13 protein-coding genes and 4 pseudogenes are annotated in these 17,251 nt (G+C 61.0%); 9 read left to right on the top strand and 8 right to left on the bottom strand.

Translation table 11 applies throughout. The features are described from left to right. Window positions 1–464: 464 nt before the first annotated feature. Window positions 465–1,997 carry a porin gene (locus tag ACVMDN_RS18695; RefSeq protein WP_057020678.1) on the bottom strand — a complete coding sequence of 511 codons (1,533 nt, stop codon included), beginning with the start codon at window positions 1,995–1,997 and terminating at the stop codon, window positions 465–467. Between the two features lie 454 nt (window positions 1,998–2,451). Here ACVMDN_RS18695 and ACVMDN_RS18700 point away from each other — a divergent pair, with 454 nt between their 5' ends. Then, entirely contained in the window at window positions 2,452–2,964 is a 513-nt protein-coding gene (locus ACVMDN_RS18700) for a MarR family winged helix-turn-helix transcriptional regulator (RefSeq protein WP_076834347.1), read from the top strand. A 304-nt stretch (window positions 2,965–3,268) separates the two neighbouring features. Here the strand turns inward: ACVMDN_RS18700 and ACVMDN_RS18705 are convergent, their stop codons facing one another. After that, a complete protein-coding gene (locus ACVMDN_RS18705; RefSeq protein ID WP_310885895.1) occupies window positions 3,269–3,784 on the bottom strand; it encodes a hypothetical protein in 516 nt (171 codons plus the stop codon). Window positions 3,785–4,076: 292 nt separating this feature from the next. Further along, window positions 4,077–4,325, bottom strand: a pseudogene (locus ACVMDN_RS18710) (hypothetical protein); the annotation flags it as partial. Between the two features lie 489 nt (window positions 4,326–4,814). On the opposite strand from ACVMDN_RS18710, the gene ACVMDN_RS18715 reads away from it, so the two are divergent. Further along, complete coding sequence (locus ACVMDN_RS18715) at window positions 4,815–5,567, top strand: outer membrane protein (RefSeq protein WP_310885894.1); 753 nt, start codon at window positions 4,815–4,817, stop codon at window positions 5,565–5,567. Window positions 5,568–5,694: 127 nt separating this feature from the next. On the opposite strand, the gene ACVMDN_RS18720 is transcribed toward ACVMDN_RS18715, so the two are convergent. After that, on the bottom strand, window positions 5,695–6,195 hold the full coding sequence (locus tag ACVMDN_RS18720) for a hypothetical protein (protein ID WP_310885893.1): 501 nt from the start codon (window positions 6,193–6,195) through the stop codon (window positions 5,695–5,697). A 52-nt stretch (window positions 6,196–6,247) separates the two neighbouring features. Here ACVMDN_RS18720 and ACVMDN_RS18725 point away from each other — a divergent pair, with 52 nt between their 5' ends. The 6 genes from ACVMDN_RS18725 to ACVMDN_RS18750 all read left to right on the top strand — a co-directional run bounded on the left by ACVMDN_RS18725 (window position 6,248) and on the right by ACVMDN_RS18750 (window position 11,774). Beyond that, window positions 6,248–6,688: a hypothetical protein gene (locus ACVMDN_RS18725; protein WP_456835069.1), complete on the top strand. Its 441-nt coding sequence runs from the start codon at window positions 6,248–6,250 to the stop codon at window positions 6,686–6,688. A gap of 78 nt (window positions 6,689–6,766) precedes the next feature. Then, a complete protein-coding gene (gene tnpA / locus ACVMDN_RS18730; RefSeq protein WP_253610664.1) occupies window positions 6,767–7,240 on the top strand; it encodes an IS66-like element accessory protein TnpA in 474 nt (157 codons plus the stop codon). Continuing rightward, complete coding sequence (tnpB, locus tag ACVMDN_RS18735) at window positions 7,221–7,574, top strand: IS66 family insertion sequence element accessory protein TnpB (RefSeq protein WP_076834308.1); 354 nt, start codon at window positions 7,221–7,223, stop codon at window positions 7,572–7,574. Before tnpA ends, tnpB begins: the two co-directional genes overlap by 20 nt. Before the next feature lie 52 nt (window positions 7,575–7,626). Next, the gene (tnpC, locus tag ACVMDN_RS18740; RefSeq protein WP_456783894.1) at window positions 7,627–9,198 is read left to right on the top strand and encodes an IS66 family transposase; all 1,572 of its coding nucleotides are present in this window, start codon (window positions 7,627–7,629) and stop codon (window positions 9,196–9,198) included. A gap of 651 nt (window positions 9,199–9,849) precedes the next feature. After that, complete coding sequence (locus ACVMDN_RS18745; RefSeq protein WP_310885891.1) at window positions 9,850–10,374, top strand: hypothetical protein; 525 nt, start codon at window positions 9,850–9,852, stop codon at window positions 10,372–10,374. 239 nt (window positions 10,375–10,613) lie between these two features. Beyond that, complete coding sequence (locus tag ACVMDN_RS18750; protein ID WP_083715145.1) at window positions 10,614–11,774, top strand: IS110 family RNA-guided transposase; 1,161 nt, start codon at window positions 10,614–10,616, stop codon at window positions 11,772–11,774. Window positions 11,775–12,527: 753 nt separating this feature from the next. Here ACVMDN_RS18750 and ACVMDN_RS18755 read toward each other — a convergent pair. The 4 genes and pseudogenes from ACVMDN_RS18755 to ACVMDN_RS18770 all read right to left on the bottom strand — a co-directional run. Next, window positions 12,528–13,697, bottom strand: a complete 1,170-nt coding sequence (locus tag ACVMDN_RS18755) for an IS91 family transposase (RefSeq protein WP_456835868.1) — start codon at window positions 13,695–13,697, stop codon at window positions 12,528–12,530. Window positions 13,698–13,725: 28 nt separating this feature from the next. Then, entirely contained in the window at window positions 13,726–14,601 is an 876-nt protein-coding gene (locus ACVMDN_RS18760) for a tyrosine-type recombinase/integrase (RefSeq protein ID WP_310885890.1), read from the bottom strand. 1,389 nt (window positions 14,602–15,990) lie between these two features. Continuing rightward, window positions 15,991–16,522 (bottom strand): annotated as a pseudogene (locus tag ACVMDN_RS18765) (tyrosine-type recombinase/integrase). 105 nt (window positions 16,523–16,627) lie between these two features. After that, a pseudogene (locus ACVMDN_RS18770) lies at window positions 16,628–17,074 on the bottom strand (IS66 family transposase); the annotation flags it as partial. A 2-nt stretch (window positions 17,075–17,076) separates the two neighbouring features. On the opposite strand from ACVMDN_RS18770, the pseudogene ACVMDN_RS18775 reads away from it, so the two are divergent. Beyond that, window positions 17,077–17,232, top strand: a pseudogene (locus ACVMDN_RS18775) (SOS response-associated peptidase); the annotation flags it as partial. Window positions 17,233–17,251 lie beyond the last annotated feature (19 nt).

Consider the following 17,251-nt stretch of genomic DNA (forward strand, 5'->3'; position numbering starts at 1 on the left):
CACATCCAAACGTCTTTCCAGCGTTCGGGCCTTCAGCGAAACTCGTTCCGCCTACTATGCCGTCTGCTGACTTCTCCGTCGCGATCACGGACCTTGCGGCCCGCTCAGTCCGGTCGCCCGGACACGCCGAAGATCTCCCGAGGTAAGTTCGACCGCCTTCCCTGCACGCCCGCCGGATTTACCACCCCAACCCTTGATGACTGTGGACTTTGCGATCATTGGCTCGCTCGTCCGGTTGGGTAGGCCTCGTTATCCGGTTTTTGTCCATCGGGCCGCAGGTTTGCTCCACGCTTCCTTCAGACCCCACCTCGCGATGACGCCCTTGCGCTTCGCTAACCCTTCGCCGCCATCAGGCTGGGTAAAGGACTTCCACCTCCAAGCTGTCGAACATGCTCGGCACACCAAGAAAAACCCCGGCAGTTGCCTGCCGGGGTTCTGTTGGATCGTGATCAGATCAACCGGTATTACCAGTTGCGCTGAGCGCGGAAGAGCATCTGGACAGTGTCCTGATCCTTCAGCTCGTAGGTCGCGGTCGGCTTGCCGATAGCAGTCGACGACGTCGTGATGATACCGGCATACTTCTGATCGAGGTGCGAGTAGGTCACGTCGGCCGAGAAGGTCAGGTTCTTGACCGGGGTCCAACGGGTGATCACGCCGATCTGCGCGATGTTGTAGTCGGGGTTGCAGGCGGTCACGCCAGCGCCGCCAGCGAATGCGGCACGGAACGAACCACCGACGCCACCAACGCCGCAGATGAGCGACTTAGCCGCGTCGTTGTACGAAACAGCGGCGAACGCACCGTACAAGCTGGTGTTCCAGTAGGGATCCCAGTTGTGGGTGTACGCACCGCGCATACCCCAGGTCTTGATGGACTGCTGCTGACCGCCGGGGCCGAACACCGTGTCGGGTGCCGTACCGAAGCCAACGCTGCCATAGACGCCCGGCAGGCTCGAACCGCCGAAGATGGCGATCGCGCCGGCCTGGCTGGCCAGTTCCTGGATGTTGTAACGGGTCGCACCGTCGGTGTAGACGCCCTGGATGTTGATGGTGTCACCGGGTCCGGTCGGGATGTTCTTGATCGACAGGGCCAACGCACCAGCCCAACCCCACTTGTCGTCGGGATGACCGGTCAACTCGGTGCCGCCATAATAGGCAGCGTGGTTGTCATGCGCGGCGACCGACGCCTGGAAGATACCCCAAGCCTGGTCGACCTTGAGCGAAGCGACGAAGTCCGGAGCGATCGTGCCGGCGTAGTCGCTGGAGCCGTAGGCACCACCGACGCCGAGGTTGTTCACGCCAGCCTGCATGTAGGCAACCTGGTCCTGCGCCGACAGAGCCAGCGACACGCCGTTGCCGAACTGCGCGGTGTAGGTGAACTGGTTGATGCCGTTGGTGGTGTTCACGCCACCGACGAGTGCGTCGTAGTTGTTGCCCGGATAACCGTTCCAGGGGGCAGCGAACTGCGAAACGGCCTTACCCATCGTGAAGCCGGCGAACTGGATGAAGGCGTAGTAGACGCCGACCGTACCGGCAGCCACGTTGCCCGAACCGGCGTTGTTCGGCGCGGAAGACGAGCCGATCGCCGAGTACACGGTCGAGCCGTTGCCCTGGCCGGCATAGGTGTCGGAGGTCCAGGTGAACACCGCATCGAAATAGGTGCGGACCACGCCGTATTCGGTCGCGGTGCGCGTATCGATGTTGAAGTCTTCACGCGAACGCCAGGTGTAGCCGTTCGTAAAACGGTTGTTGGCACCGCTGGCGCCGTTGTAGTTCGCGCCGTACACGCTGTTGCCGTTCACCACGACGTCAGCACGCACATAGCCGCCCAGCTTGATGCAGGTGTCGGTGCCGGGGATGTAGTAGAAGCCCGGACCGTAAAGCGAGCAAACCTTCACGTACTCGACCGCTTTGGCCTTGACGGGAAGATCGGCCGCCTGTGCCCCGCCGACCGCGACCAGCGCAGCCGTCGAGCCCAGGATAAGGCTCTTCAAATTCATATTAAACCTCCAAGTTGCTCATATGCGGAGAGTCCGAGGCCGCGAGCGCCCCGTGATCCTCCCGCATTGTCCAAGACCGTTTTCCCCAAACCCCGCACCCTCAGATCAATCTGTGGTGTGCGACGGACTTGAACGATCACCGCAACGGGACGATCGAGATTCCCCTACCGCCGGGTTCAATATGCATTGGCGAGTTCGCCAATCAAAATAGTTTATAAAGTCAGGAATGCGAATGCGGCCACACTGTGTCTCGTCGGCAACGCTGCCTGTAAGCCCTTTGCTTACCTGAGAAAACTTGTCACATCCCAAATAGTCCAGCCGTCACACGACCATCATAATTACTTTACGTTCACTTGCGTTCGTTGGCGGCTTGCGGGAAAAAACCTACTGCAGCGCGGAAAACAAGAAATAAATCAGCACAAAGCTGAGTCGGCGCCCGAGGGAAGAGGAAGCTGTGTCAGTGACAAGGAAGGATTCGACGCGCCAGCGCGCCATCGAACATCTCGACATCATCAAGCGGTTCACGCTCGAGATTTCGGCCATCAACTCGCATCTGGAGCGCGTCCGTCAGTTCTGGGGCAAGTCGCTTGGCGTCAGCGGTCCGCAATGGATGATTCTCATCGCGATCTCGGATCTCGACAAGGATGACGGCGTACCGATCAACGTGGTGTCGAAGCTGCTGCACGTCGATCCGTCGTTCGTGACCACGCAGTCCAAGCTGCTCGAGCAGAAGGAGCTGCTGCGGCGCGCGCCCTCCCCGGCCGATGCGCGAGTGGTCCGGCTGTCGCTGACCGACAAGACCAAAAAGCACCTCGCGGGCCTCGCCGAACAGCACAAGGCGTTCAAGAAAACCGTTTTCGAGGAGTTCAGCGAGGCTGAGCTGGCCGAGTTCACGGCCAAGCTTTCGATGCTCACCAACCGCCTCGAAAAGGCCTGCCTGATTGTTGCGATGGAAGCCGAGGCCTGAGGCGACCGGCTCTGCAGCGGACGGGACGACTGGCAACCGGCACGATCGCGCCGCTCACCTCGCGAAGCGTTGGAAGCGGAGACTTATCGGTGGCCGCGCCCCGGCGACTGGAACGCCAGGAAGGCGAGAACGCTCAGCAGCGCAGCCCAGACCAGAAAGTGTTCAGCAATCATGTTGGCCCCCCATTTGCCCCTCAATGGAAAGCATGAAACGGGCCAAGCCGCGGTCGATCCGTGAACGGGCCATGAAAAAGGAGCCCCGGCGCTGACGGCCGGGGCCCCGATAAACCAACCTTGCAGTGTAACTATCTGGACTTGGTCGGGCCGCCTCCGGTCATCCCGCTGCCCGACCCCGTCGTCTGACCAGGGGCGTAGCCAGAGGCCCCTGGGCTCCCGGCTTTCGATCCTCGTGCCTGCATCTCGCGCCCGGGTGCATAGCCCGAAGCGCCGGGACTGCCCTTCTTGGAGCCCTTCTTTTGCATCTCGTGTCCAGGTGATTTGCTCGAAACGCCCTGTGCAAAAGCAACCGGGGTGGAAGCCATCAGGCATGCCGCGGAAAGGACGATGATTGCGTGCTTCATTTTGTCCTCCAAAATGCGCCCCGCAACTAACCGCCTGAAATCAGTGACGTTCCATGAACGCTTGTTCATCGACAACGACAGCCGCCGATGCGATCGGCTTGGTGCTGCCTCATCAACGAGCGTTTGCTCGATATTAACGACAGCGTGTTGGCTTCCGCGCACAGCTTTCCGCGACTGGCGAACAGCATTGGCAACCAATCGCAAGCCGACGGCGAGCGATGCGCCCGCTTCAAACCACACCGAACGAATTTTGAGAAAAATGGTCGGAGCGAGAGGATTTGAACCTCCGACCCCTAGTCTCCCAGACGCGGGAAGCCGATTGAATTAGCTCACCCTTTTTGGCAACTACCCTATTCTAATAATACTGAAAACAAACGATTTTCTATTCCGATTGGCAACTGGAATTCATATGTTCGGCTCTGGTGATTTGGGACGGCATCCATATAGGCCGGATCCACCGGCAGACCGGCTTGTCGCGCGCCATGGAAAACTGCCCCCTCGGCGTCACGAGGAATTGCCCCCTCCTTGGATACCGCCGCACGCCAACGCGATTGACGCCTCCGTTCAAATTGCCACCGGCATTATGACGGACGGCAGCGCGCGCCACCGGACGAGGCCTGAGCACGACGCCGGCCCTCGCCACGCAACCGTGCGGATAACCGACGTACTCGCAGTAAATGACGGCCTTCGCCGGTGCTGGACTGAGTGTGACAACTGCAAATCCCAGCGTCAGGCTGGCCACAATTCCCGCAACTGTCATTGGTTTGGTCGAAAGATGCATGGTGCTCCTCCGCGAACCGAAAGGTGAAGGGCCGCTTCAGGCGCGGCAAACCTAACGTGCGTGGCAAAGGACAGGTGATGTTGACGTAGGATCAACGTCGTTGCCTGATTGCGACCCATCCAATGGGGAGGGCTTCACCGAACTCTGTCCGCTCGCGCGACGCTCGATGCATGCGGTGGCGATCGTAGCTCTTGTGAGCAGGCTTCACGTCAAGGCACCGCCACGGTCAACCGCCTAGAGATCAGCTGCTCGATTTTGGCGGTCCCCAGCCAATCAAGCCAACGGTCGCGCGGCACAAACTGCATAGTGCGCGCAGTAGCGTGCATACGTTTGCTGAAAAGCCGCAACTGTTGCAGTCCTGGCACACGTCGTCGGCTCCAAATCGATTAGGCTGACAGGTGGAATGGGAATGCAAGCACAACCTTTGCAACATAGTTAGCGGCCGTCGTCCGGGCAGTCATTGCAACGACGCCGGAAGGGGACAATGCGATGAAGAAACTGTTGATGGGTACTGCAGGTTTGATTGCGCTCGGCATGGCAACTTCCGCGTCGGCAGCCGATATGGCGGTCAAGGCGCCGCCACCGGCCCCGCTTCCCGTGATCTACAACTGGAGCGGTTTTTACATTGGTGCCAATGGCGGCTGGGGTGAAAGCCACAATTGTGTGGATTTCGTCACGCTCGCAGGAACAGTCGCAAGCGGTTGCCGTGATCGTTCGGGCGGCCTCGCCGGTGGGCAAATTGGCTATCGCTGGCAATCCAATCAGTTTGTGTTCGGATTGGAAGCGCAGGGTGATTGGGCCGACCTCAGCAACACGCGCGTCAGCCTGTTCAATCCGACGCTATCAACCACGGTTAAAACCGATGGCATCGGCCTCTTCACGGCCCAACTCGGTTGGGCATGGAACGCGTCACTGCTCTACGTGAAGGGCGGCGCGGCCGTGACGAGCAATCGCCTAACGATATTCGACAACACAACCGGGATCGGCCTGGTCTCGGCGGATAACACGCGCTGGGGCGGCGCACTGGGTGTCGGCTGGGAGTATGGCTTCGCACCGAACTGGTCGGTCGGTGTTGAATACGACCATCTGTGGATGGGACACGCCAATAACTCCTTCTCCGTGGCCGATCCGCGCCTTGCGGCAGTACTCAACGACCGTATCAGCCAAGACGTGGACATGGTCACGGTGCGCTTCAACTACCGCTTTGGTGGATACGCCGCGCCGGTTACGGCGCGTTACTGACCAACTGGTGATCTTCAGCAGACTAGAAGCCCCGGCGTCGTCCGGGGCTTTTTCTGTCAATTCGATGATCAGAAGATCAAGAGGGCGGCTCAGGGAGCCGCCCGCTTGCCGTGCCGTTGTGCCGACGTCACTGGCAGACGTACATGTGGCCGTCAGCCATCTTCGTCATCGTACCGGGTTCGCAGCCGATGCCATTAGCTGCCTTGTATTCCGTCCATCCGGCATAGCCGTAGTAGGGGCTGATCCCATGATAGGCCCGTGCCGGGTAGTAAGGTTGGCCGAAGTGAGGATCAGTCTGGGCGGCATAGGCATTGCCCCAATCGCCTGTGCCCCATCCGGAATAGGCCGGCGCGGCAGCGGCGGCCGTGGCGACAGCTGCGGTCGCGGCGATTCCCGCGCCATAACCATAGTGCCGATGCCCGTACCCATATCCGTACACGGCGCGCCGCGTGTGACGACGGGCAACTCCCGCAACGCTCATGGGCGTCAGCGGTCGGCCCACGCGCGCCTGGGCACTTTCGACTGACGCCGAAACGCCACCTTGCTCAGACCAAGTGATGGAGAGCAGTGTCGCACAAGCGATAGTCGAAAGTGCAATTGCAGTATTTCGGACAATTCTCTGCGTCATGTTCAGTCTCCAGCGTTGAGTACTCCAGTGGCTCCACGCCATCTTGCGAAGAATGGCCCAGCACAAGACCGACCGTGAAATCGCCGTGCAGATCGGCGGCACTCCACATGTCGGCGGAGCGCTGCTCGCGCTCCTCATTCTCTTGGGTGCCTATCTGCCGAATTCGCCGGTGGCAGAGCGATCCAACTCCGTTCGCCCGGCCATTCGCATCCATTCGATGGAGAAGCTGCCCGACCTCGTCGTGTACGATACGAGCCGGCCGATCATCGTTCCCGAGCACGTCGCGCAAGATGATCCTGACCCAGCCCAAGCCCCAGTCCCAGTCGAGATTGCCGAGGCGTCGCCGGGAAATCGAGCGGCCTTCGCCCAGATGCAGCCATCCGGTATCGAGCGGCCAAAGTTGTCAGTCCCCAAATCGAAAGCAGCCAAGCCGTCCCATAAGTACGCACATGCAGGGAGAACTACACCGCCATATTACGCACTCTTTGCGTAAGCGCGAATTTCCCCGCACCTTTTGGTTTTGAGTGCTCTGATGCATGAGGTGTCCACTTAAATAGGTGGATACCTCATGATGAGCGACGATGGTCAGAAACTGCGTGTCAGGCTTGTTGGTCGGAACGGTCGCCGGCGCTTTGAGACGACATCGAAGGAGCGTCTTGTGGCGGCCTGCCTTGAGCCTGGCGTTTCGGTCTCGAGACTTGCACTCGAACATGGGGTCAACGCGAACCTGCTTCGGAAGTGGATCAAGAAGGACGCCGCGGCCAGGTCGGCGCCGTCGTCGTCACCCTCGGCGTTCATCCCGGTTCACCTTGAGGGGGCCGCCGAGCGGGGTTTGTCGCGGCAAGGCAGTGTGGAGGCGGTGGATTTGCCGGCGACCTGCGATGAAGTGGGTGGGTCGGAATCCAAGGGGTCTCCAGCTTTTTGTTCTCCGGCCAAAGTGAGCGCGTCGCTGCCGAATGGCGTGAAGCTCGCGCTGGAATGCGGGGATGTGGATGCATTGACGGCGATCATTGGAGCCCTGGGCCATGTTCAGACTGGGCGGTGACCTGCAGGTCTATCTGCACCGTGAGCCGATCGACTTCCGAGCTGGCATCAACAGCCTTGCGGTTCTGGTTCAGGAGACGATGGCGCTCGATCCGTTTGTGCCGGCGGTTTTTGCGTTCTGCAATCGCCGTTGCGACCGGATGAAGTTGCTGTTCTTCGACCGGTCCGGCTTTGTGCTGGTCCTGAAGCGGCTGACCGAGGACAAGTTCCGATGGCCGCGCCGCCAGGAGGCGGTCGTCCGGCTTACGACCGAGCAGTTGCACTGGATCCTCGACGGCATCGATATCGATGCGATGGTCCGTCATCCGGTGCGGCAATATCAGGTTGCCGGCTGAGCTCTTGAGTTGAGCGGTTGACGCGTCGGAACGGTTCAGATTCAAGAATCCGATGAATCGAACCGGCAATCCGAGTGTCGAGGTGCTGTTGGCGCGCATTGCCGCGCTGGAGGCGGAGAATCGTCAGCTCACGGAGCGCGTCGTCAAGCTGGAGGAAGAACTGGCGCTGGCACGCCTGCATCGTTTTGCGCCGCGCAGCGAAAAGCACGTCGACCGTCTCTTCAATGAAGCCGAGCAGGCCGCCGATGAGGATGACGCCGGCAGCGAAACGAACGATACCGCCGAACTTCCGGACACGGGTCTGCCATCGGTCGAAAGCACGACGGGAAAGAAGCGCGGCCGCAGGCCGCTGCCGGCAAACCTGCCGCGCGAGCGCGTCGAGTATGACCTGCCCGACGATCAGAAGGCGTGTCCTTGCTGCCGTGGCCAGATGCATCGCATGGGCGAGGCTGTCACCGAGCAACTTCATATCGAGGTGAAGGCGAAGGTTTTACAGAATGTGCGCTTCAAATATGCCTGCCGCCATTGCGATCGCACCGGGATCAACGCCCCTGTCGTGACCGCGCCGATGCCGACGCAGCCGTTGCCGGGCAGCGTTGCCACGGCCTCGACGCTGGCGTTCGCGCTGGTTCACAAATATGTCGACGGCACGCCGCTCTACCGCTTGGCGCAGGCCTTCGAACGCGCAGGCGTTCCTGTCAGCCGCGGCGCTTTGGGCCACTGGGTGATCGGCTCGAGCGAGAAGCATCTGCATCGCATTTATGACGCCCTGAAGCTGCGGCTCAGATCGCAGCCTCTCATCCATGGCGACGAGACGACGGTTCAGGTCCTCAAGGAGAAGGACAAAGCGGCCACCAGCACATCGTACATGTGGGCGTATCGCAGCGGCAAGGATAGTCACGAGCCGATCGTTCTTCTGGATTATCAGCCGGGCCGCGGCCAAATCCACCCGCAGGTCTTCCTCGGCGATTACCGTGGCATCGTGATGAGTGACGGCTATAGCGCATGGCGCACGCTGGAAGGGGCCACCCACATTGGATGCATGGCCCACTCCCGGCGGCGTTTTGTCGACGCCCTCAAAGCGAGAAAGAAGGGCGGCGGGCCGCCCGAGCAGGCGCTGCGGTTCTTCGAGCAGCTCTACCGGGTTGAAAGGCAGGCGCGGGACGAGAAACCGGACAGAGACGAAACGCCGGATCAATGCATCCGTCGCTTCCGCCAGCAACACAGCATTCCTGTCCTGAACGCCCTCAAGGAATGGCTCGATCAAATCGCCCCGAAGGTCCTGCCGGACAGCAAGCTTGGCGACGCCGTATCTTACACCCGGAACCAATGGGACTATCTGACGCGTTACACCGAAGATGGCAGGATGCCGATCGACAACAATCTTCTGGAGCGCGACATCAGGGTTTTTGCCACTGGCCGAAAAAGCTGGCTGTTCAGCGACACCGTCGACGGAGCCAGGGCCAGCGCCGTCGTCTACAGCCTGATGCTGACCTGCCGCGCCTCACGTGTCGAGCCGTTAACATGGCTGCGCCATGTGCTCACCGAGTTGCCTCAGCGCGCAGACAACGCCGATATCGCTGACCTGTTGCCCTTCAACTTCCCCAAAGCGGCCACTGCCTGAACGGCTCAGCATCGCCCCGATACGAAGGCCATCCGTCAAATCGCGGCCGACAACGTGCGCGGAAAATCGCGCTTACCTCTTTGCGGAGCGGCGGCCGCGGTTTGGTTGGTTTGACAGCTATGTCTGGTGACCAGCTAGATGATGGCGATGGATTACGGCTGCGTCATCGCGCGAAACCTTGACCGACCTCAATGACAACCGATGCGATCGACGCGCAAATCGTTTGACTTAAATCAAGGGTGAAAGGGCGCAGTCCTCCAATTTTGTCACTTTCTTGAGGTGCAGGAGGTTCAGATCATGAGCGAAAATAGTGTCTCCCGCCGAAAGGTTCTCACCTTGGTCGCGGCCGCGTTTGGCGCGGGAACAATGCTTCCGGTCATTATGACTTCTGATGCCGAGGCCCAGACTGCTGGGATGGAACGCCGTCAGGAACGGCGCAGCGGCCGCCATGAACGGCGGGAAACCCGGCGTACAGGCCGTCACGAGCGACGTGAGACGCGGCGCGGTGGTGGCTCAGACACCACAACAACCGGCACTGCGAAGTAGCTCCAATCGTGGGGCCATGGCAGCCAAGCGCGGGCTAAAGCAGCGCTAATGCGGCTTGCGCTGCCCAATGGCAGCGTGTGCTGTCGACAACGACCGGAGGCAACCATGGCTGAGCCCGGCGGCAATGGCATTTCCGCGCGGTTGTGGAGGCTCCCTGGGCAGTTGCTGCTGGCGCTGATCAATGCGACCGCAATCCTGGTGATTGTCGCCGCGATTGTTGCGCTTGTCGCGATTGCGCGCATCAACCATTTTGCAGAAAACGTCGTCGCAACAATGACTGAAGCCGTGCTGTCGAAGGTCGATCTGCCAGCGAAAGACGTGCTGGCGAACCTGCAAAATCTGACGGCGGAAGTCCGCACGCTTGGCAATACCCTTCGGGAGATCAAGGCAGGAGAACACCCAGCTCTTCAACACGAGATGGTGCAACTGAGGGACGCGCTGACGGACTTGAATGTCAGCGTCGATCGGCTCGGAAGCGCAAAATCGATCCTCACTGATCAAGCGATTGAACAATTGGGCCGGACGGTCACCGACGCGCTGGCGAAGCTGAGGGACTGCTCTTCCAGTGCCGGCCAAATGGCACCTGACCGCACCCTCAGGAACAAGACGGTCGCCTTCAACAAGTCATGAAAGAAAATTGACACACCGCCGCTATGGGTCATTTTCGACGCATTTGGCAGAGATTGAGGGCTGGTTGATGTCCGCTTCTGTGAAGGGTTTCGGATGCCGGCCGCATGACTGACGGCGCGGCACATTCGGCGGCCGGCGTCCGAAAGCCTGCAAGGGAGATGCTATGGTGCGGGCGGCGGCGGTGAGGACGGTGAGGATATGGCATTCATCGGCGCTGATGTGAACCGATGGAGCACCCCATGCAGAAGTTGAACGACCTGAGCCGATCCCTCACACCCCTCAAACCGGACGGTACGCTGATCGCTGTGATCGAGATGAGCCTGTCGAGCTGGCTCGTTGCGGGGATTGTGCCTGGTGTCGAGCGCCAGCCGTCGAAGAAGCTTGAGGTCGACGAGAACGCCTTGCTGAAGCTGCTCAATCGCTGGCGAGAAGAGGCGCGGAAGGCAGGACACCGCATCGAACGCATCGCGGTCGCTTTCGAGGCCGGCCGTGACGGTTTCTGGCTGGCCCGCTGGCTCAGGGTGCGCGACATCGAGGCGCATGTCATTCACGCATCGAGCATAGCGGTATCGCGCGAGCACCGGCGCGCCAAGACCGATCGTCTCGACACCGAACTGCTGAAACGCTCTTTTCTCGGCTGGTTGCGGGGCGAGCGTGATCACTGCAAGATGGTCGCGATCCCGACAATCAAGGACGAAGATGCCAAGCGCCCCACCCGTGAGCGCGAGAGCCTTGTCGGAGAGCAAAGTCGGATCGTCAACCGAATGAAAGCAGCGTTGATACGGCTCGGCATCCGCGGCTTCAATCCCAAGCTGAAGAAAGCCGCCGAACGCCTTGACGGCTTGCGCACCCCCGAAGGAGAGCCGATCCCGCCCAACACCCTGGCTGAGCTGCGTCGCGACATGGCGCGCCGGCGGCTCGTCAGCGATCAGATACGGCAGATCGAGGAGGCTCGCCTGGAGCGTCTCAAGCAAACGCCCAGTGATGGACCACACGCAATGGAGCGCCTGTTGGCGCGGGTAATCGGGGTTGGTGTCGAGACCGGCGACATGCTGGTGCAGGAGGTACTATCGCGAAGCATGCGCGACCGAAGGGCGATAGCGCGTTATGCCGGCCTCACTGGCTCGCCTGACGAAAGCGGCAGAAAACGCCGGGAGAGAGGGCTGACCCGTTCCGGCAATGCCCGAGTGAGACGAGGCATGATCGAATTGGCGTGGCGATTTCTCAGATTCCAGAAGGACAGCGTCTTGGCGCAGTGGTTTCGAACTCGTACCGAGAATGCCCGCGGGACGCGCAAGACCATGATCGTGGCCTTGGCGCGCAAGCTCCTGATCGCTCTGTGGCGACTCGTGCGGGAGGGCGTAGTGCCGGACGGCGTCGTTCTGCGGCCGGCATCATGAACGGAGGAAGGACACCCCAACAGTTTCGGCCTTCCGTCCGCCTGTGACGGTGTCGCCGATGACGGTTCGAGGTGGCGGGGTCCCGACGTGTTTCCTTGGCTTCGATGCCGAAAGGGAGAATGGGTCCGCCGCTTCGGAGCTTCGCTGCCGATGCGCATGACTGCATCATGGTTCGGGGTCCTTGGACCCACCGGATACAAGGTTGTGGCGCGATTGATCGCGCCCGCAAGCGGGCTCCCCTCCGATCGTCATCCCGATCGCACCAAGCGATGCCGTCGTGCTCGAAGCTGTCAAGGTGTGGCCTGGCAACGGCGGAGCCTGTCGTACGATTCGTGCGGCGGCCAACCTTGACAGCTTCTGCGCGCGCCAGCGCAAGCGAAGTGCGGGTCGGGACGAAGAAACGGCCTCAGATCGAACAAAGAAACTGACGAAGGAAAAGATGCGCCGACCTATCGCCTATTTAAACGCCTCCCTTGACAAAGCCCATACAAGGAAACCGCGCTTAAGGGAAACGTAGGCGGTGCCGCAGGCGCTATGGGGATTTGACTGCCGCGGGCGAATTGGCTGATTTGAATCGAGCCGATGCAACGAGGTGTTCGAGCGTGAATCGGCTGGCGAATGCGCGGCGGGTGGTGTCGAGCTCTACAAATTGTCGAGCGCGTTATGGCGGGCGGTGGATATCTGAGCGCGCTCTGCCGTGGCTGGCCGAGAGGCAGCGAGCACTACGAATAGATTTGCAGGACAGCGACGTGGTCATGAGGTGTCGATCCTGATGCGGTTCGTTGGAGCTGTCGGCCGATGCCGTGGCGTACAACCGCGCTCGAAGACCTCGATGATGATCATGCGACCGCCGCAGCATGGGCAAGCCGGCTTGTTGGCATCGACGGCAGCCGCGGTGGGATTGGCTTCAGGCTTTGCACCGGTGAGCAGCTCGCGGACGCGTGCGATGTTGTCGGCGCAAGCGCCTTTGGCGAACAGGCCGTAATGGCGGATGCGGTGAAGGCCCTTGGGCAGCACGTGGATGAGGAAGCGGCGGATGAACTCGTCTGTGGCGAGCGTCATCTGCCTGTATCGATCGCGGCCCTCGATGCGGTAGTCCTTCCATTTGAAGGTGACGCGCTGCTGGTCGCAAGCGATCAAGCGGCTGTTGGCGATGGCAACCCGGTGGGTGTAGCGCGACAAATAGGCCAGCACCGACTCCGGTCCACCGAACGGACGCTTTGCATAGACGACCCACTTGGTTTTGCGCAGCGGCGCCAGGAAGACTGCGAAGCATGGGGTATCAGCGAGCTGGCTGTTGTCGCCAAAGAAGCTCAGGCGGCCGGCTTGATGGGCGGCGACGAGCTTCTGAAGGAACAATCGCCGGAACAGGCGGGAGAGCACGCGCACGGGGAGGAAGAATCCGGGCCGGCAGGACACCCAGCGCTGACCATCGGGCGAGATGCCGCCGCCCGGCACGATCATGTGCACGTGGGGGTGATGGGTCAGCGCCGAGCCCCAGGTGTGCAGCACGGAGGTGATGCCGATCCTGGCCCCCAGATGCTTCGGATCGGCGGCGATCGTCAGCATGGTCTCGGCCGAGACCTTGAACAGCAGGTCGTAGAGGACGGCCTTGTTCTGGCAGGCGATGTCGGCGATCGCTCCTGGGAGTGTGAACACCAGGTGGTAGTACGGCACGGGCAACAGCTCGGCCTCGCGATCGGCGAGCCACTCCTTTGCGGCGGCGCCTTGGCACTTCGGGCAATGCCGGTTGCGGCAGGAGTTGTAGGCGATCGTCGTGTAGGCGCAGTCCGCGCAGCGCGCGACATGGCCGCCGAGCGCCACCGTGCGGCAGCGCTCGATCGCCGACATCACCTTCAACTGGTCGAGGCTGACATGGCCGGCATGAGCTTTGCGCCATGCTACGCCATGGCTGCGGAAAATATCCGCAACGGGCGCGACACAAGCGCCGTCAGCCGGGCGGTCGGACCTCCTTGAGCTTCAGCGTGATATGCTCCAGCGGGCTCATGACCTCGCTGATCGTCTTGGTGGCGACGCGGGTATAGAGCGCGGTGGTGTCGAGCTTGGCGTGGCCGAGCAGCACCTGGATGACGCGGACGTCGATGTTCTGCTCAAGCAGGTGGGTGGCGAAGCTGTGCCGCAAGGTGTGCAGCGAGACGCGCTTGTTGATCTCCGCCATCTGGGCGGCGGCGTGGCAGGCACGGTTGAGCTGGCGTGTGGTCATTGGCTGGGCCGGGTCACGGCCAGGGAACAACCAGCCTTGCGGCCGAGCCATCTTCCACCAGGCCCGTAGCAGCGCGAGCAGGCTGGGCGACAGCATGACATTGCGGTCCTTGCCGCCCTTGCCCTGCTCGACGCGGATGATCATCCGCTTGCTGTCGATATCGGAGACCTTGAGCGAGACGACCTCGTTGGCACGCAGCCCGGCACCGTAGGCCGCGCTCAGCGCCGCCTTGTATTTGAGCCCCGGTGCGGCATCGAGCAGCCGTGCCACTTCCTCCACGCTCAGTACCACCGGCAGCTTGCGCGGCTCGTGAATGACATGGGTATGCTCGACGATCTCGTGGCGCTTGAGTGTGACCCGAAAGAAGAACCGCAGCGTCGAGAGGGTCTGGTTGATGGTCGGCGCGCCAACGCCGCTTGCCGTCAGATGTAGCTGATAGCGGCGCACGTCCTCGAAGGTCGCCGTATCCGGTGATCGCCCGAGAAATGCGGCGAAGTTCTTGACCCTTTGCACGTAGTCATGTTGGGTCTTCGGGGCCAACTTGCGGATCGTCATGTCTTCGATCATGCGCCGGCGCAACGGGCTCATTGCCTCGTCGGTCATGGCGATGCTCCTGTCTTGAGTGAGGTTGTCGAACCCCTCGATCTCAAGACAGGACGCCCCGTTGCGCTATCGTCTTGGCCGTGCCGCCAGCCGCGGCGTCCTACCGCGCGAGCGGTTTAGTCCACTGACCCTACCCGGACATCGCCGGGTGTTCGGCGACGAGTATCGGACACGCTCGAAATCACGACTCGCGACGGGGCGGCAGCCCTGATTGTTCGGCATCCGCAGCAGATCCTTCAAGCCCTGCGCATCAATCAACGATGAAATTTGGCGCTGGCGTTTGGCCAGTGGAGCGTGGTGCGTCTGGGGTCCATCACGTACGGTGCTGCCGCGCGCGGAGATACCAACCGAGGGGCACCGACGATGACGGGCGGGCGCAGTGGCGTTTCGAAACTCGCTGCCATGGCCAGTGCCATCGATGGCGCCGCGATCAGGCTCGCGAGAATGAGAGCAATAAGTAACTTATGAGTTCGCATGAAGCTTCCGACAAAGGAGTTACTATGCACACGCTAACGTGGGAAGCGCGGACGAAAGTTACTACGTTAACGCTTGCATGACTGATGCGACGTCCGACCACCGGCCTGAGACTAAACGTAGTCTCTGCGCAGCCCCTCTCGCCGTGTGCTGGTTTGCCATCTGCCTGCGTGCGGGTGCGGGTCACGCAACGGTGAGCATACCGATTTGCCGTTCGCGCAGCCGTGATTTTTCACTGAGTGTCTTTTCTCAAGCGCATACCTACGTAATTCTTGTCCAAAAAAGAATTCGAAGGAAACGCTTTCAACAGAGCAGCCGATTCTAGCCAGCGCGAATGCTCCGCACGAAAACAACACCCGTTCCGGAGTACGACTGTGAGTGGATTCAGGACTTCTATTATTGCAGCGATTATGTCGATTGGCGTGATAAGCTCTGCAAGTGCCCAGTGCCCGACGTGGGCGAATTCAAATCCGGCTTCGTTTCAGGCGCAATACCCAGATAGGGATGTGCTAAACGATTGCGAGTTAACGCCAGCAGGCAGAATGGGCCTGGAACTGCCTGGCGGCGCGGCTCCGTTGTTTGGGCCCAACAGGGCTTATGGGGCAATGCTTGGCGTTGCTCAACACCACAGCTTTCGGCACGGATCGCGGTGAGATCTGAAGATAAACCCGAATGGTCGGATTCCGGCTCGTCTCTCGTGATCTTCGACCGCCGCTTGAGCCCATCGGCGCCCATTGCGTCCAACCACTCACTCGTCGGCTGTGAGGTGTAGACCGGGCCTTACTGATACCCGTAGAAATCGGACGTGTTTCGCGGCTGGCCCGCGCTGGGCAAATGCCCCGAAATGCGGTCCCTGCCATAAGAACCTGCGTCGAACGTGGCCGCCGCCACGCCGCCGATCTACGCAAGGTCGATTCAGACGTTCACCTGTTCTGCTATTGCAAGTGCGTCGTCGACCTCTATTCCGAGGTAGCGGACGTGCTCTCGATTTTTGTATGCCCCAGCAGAAGCTGTACGGCTCGCAAATTCCCGGTACGGCGATAGATCAGCGCCGCCTTGGTGCGACGAAGGGAATGCGTTCCGAACAGGTGAGGATCCAATCCAATACCGGTCAGCCATTCCGATAGCAGGCGTGCATATTGCCGTGTCGTCAGGCTAGAGTCCGGCCCTCTGCGGCCAGTAGATAGGACGATCTCCTGGTTTCTTGGACACTCGCTCTATCGGCGGTATACCCGCTTGGTGCAACGTCGTCGACCTTTAGGGCGACTACGTCGCATCCATGAAGTTTGCTGTCGATGGCGATGTTGAACAACGCTAGATCGCGGGTGCGGCCCTCGACCTGAAGCTTCGTCCGAATTGACCAGACGTGCTTAGGACGGAGCGGCGGCTTCGCTCCAACGATCTTGCCCTTATTCCAAGAGACGCGCTGGGATACCACTTCAGCAATGGTTGAGATCTAGCCATGATGGCCTCCTGTACGCATACGACGAAGACCGCCTGAGTGACGCATGCGCGCGGGCGCGGCGGGCTCTATGATGGCGTTGCGTGAAGGTCAGGCGGCCTGCTGACCGGCGGCTTGGCGCAGGAGTTTCCATTCCCAGGGCAGCAGTTCGTGCAGACGCGAAGCGGGAAGATCGGCGATACGGGCGAGGACGTCGGCAAGCCAGGCCTTGGGATCGACGTCGTTGAGGCGACAGGTCGTGATCATCGTCAGAATGATGGCGGCGCGGTCGGCGCCACGCTGGCTGCCGGCGAAGGTCCAATTGCGCCTTCCCAATGCGATGCCTCTCAATGCGCGCTCGGCACAATTGTTGGTCAAGCAGATCCTGCCATCGTCGAGGAAGCGGGCGAAGTCGTCCCAGCGCCTGAGCATGTAGTTGATCGGCTTCAGGACCTCGGAGGAGCGCGAGAGGGTTTTGCGCTCACGCAGCAGCCAAGCGTGCATGTCCTCGAGAAGCGGCTTGCTGTTTTCCTGGCGCACGGCGCGCCGCTCGTCGGCGCCAGGGAACGAAGTCCAAGCCGATCCCGGGGCCACACCTTGTCTACGGCTTCCTGACGACCGAGCCGAATGAGGTGGTTGCGCCGATCCATCCAAAAGCGATGCCGGTGATCCTGACCACCGACGAGGAGCGCGACATCTGGATGCGCGCGCCGTGGGTGCGTATTTCGCAAAAAC

The organism is Bradyrhizobium sp. USDA 4510 (genome assembly GCF_054059095.1).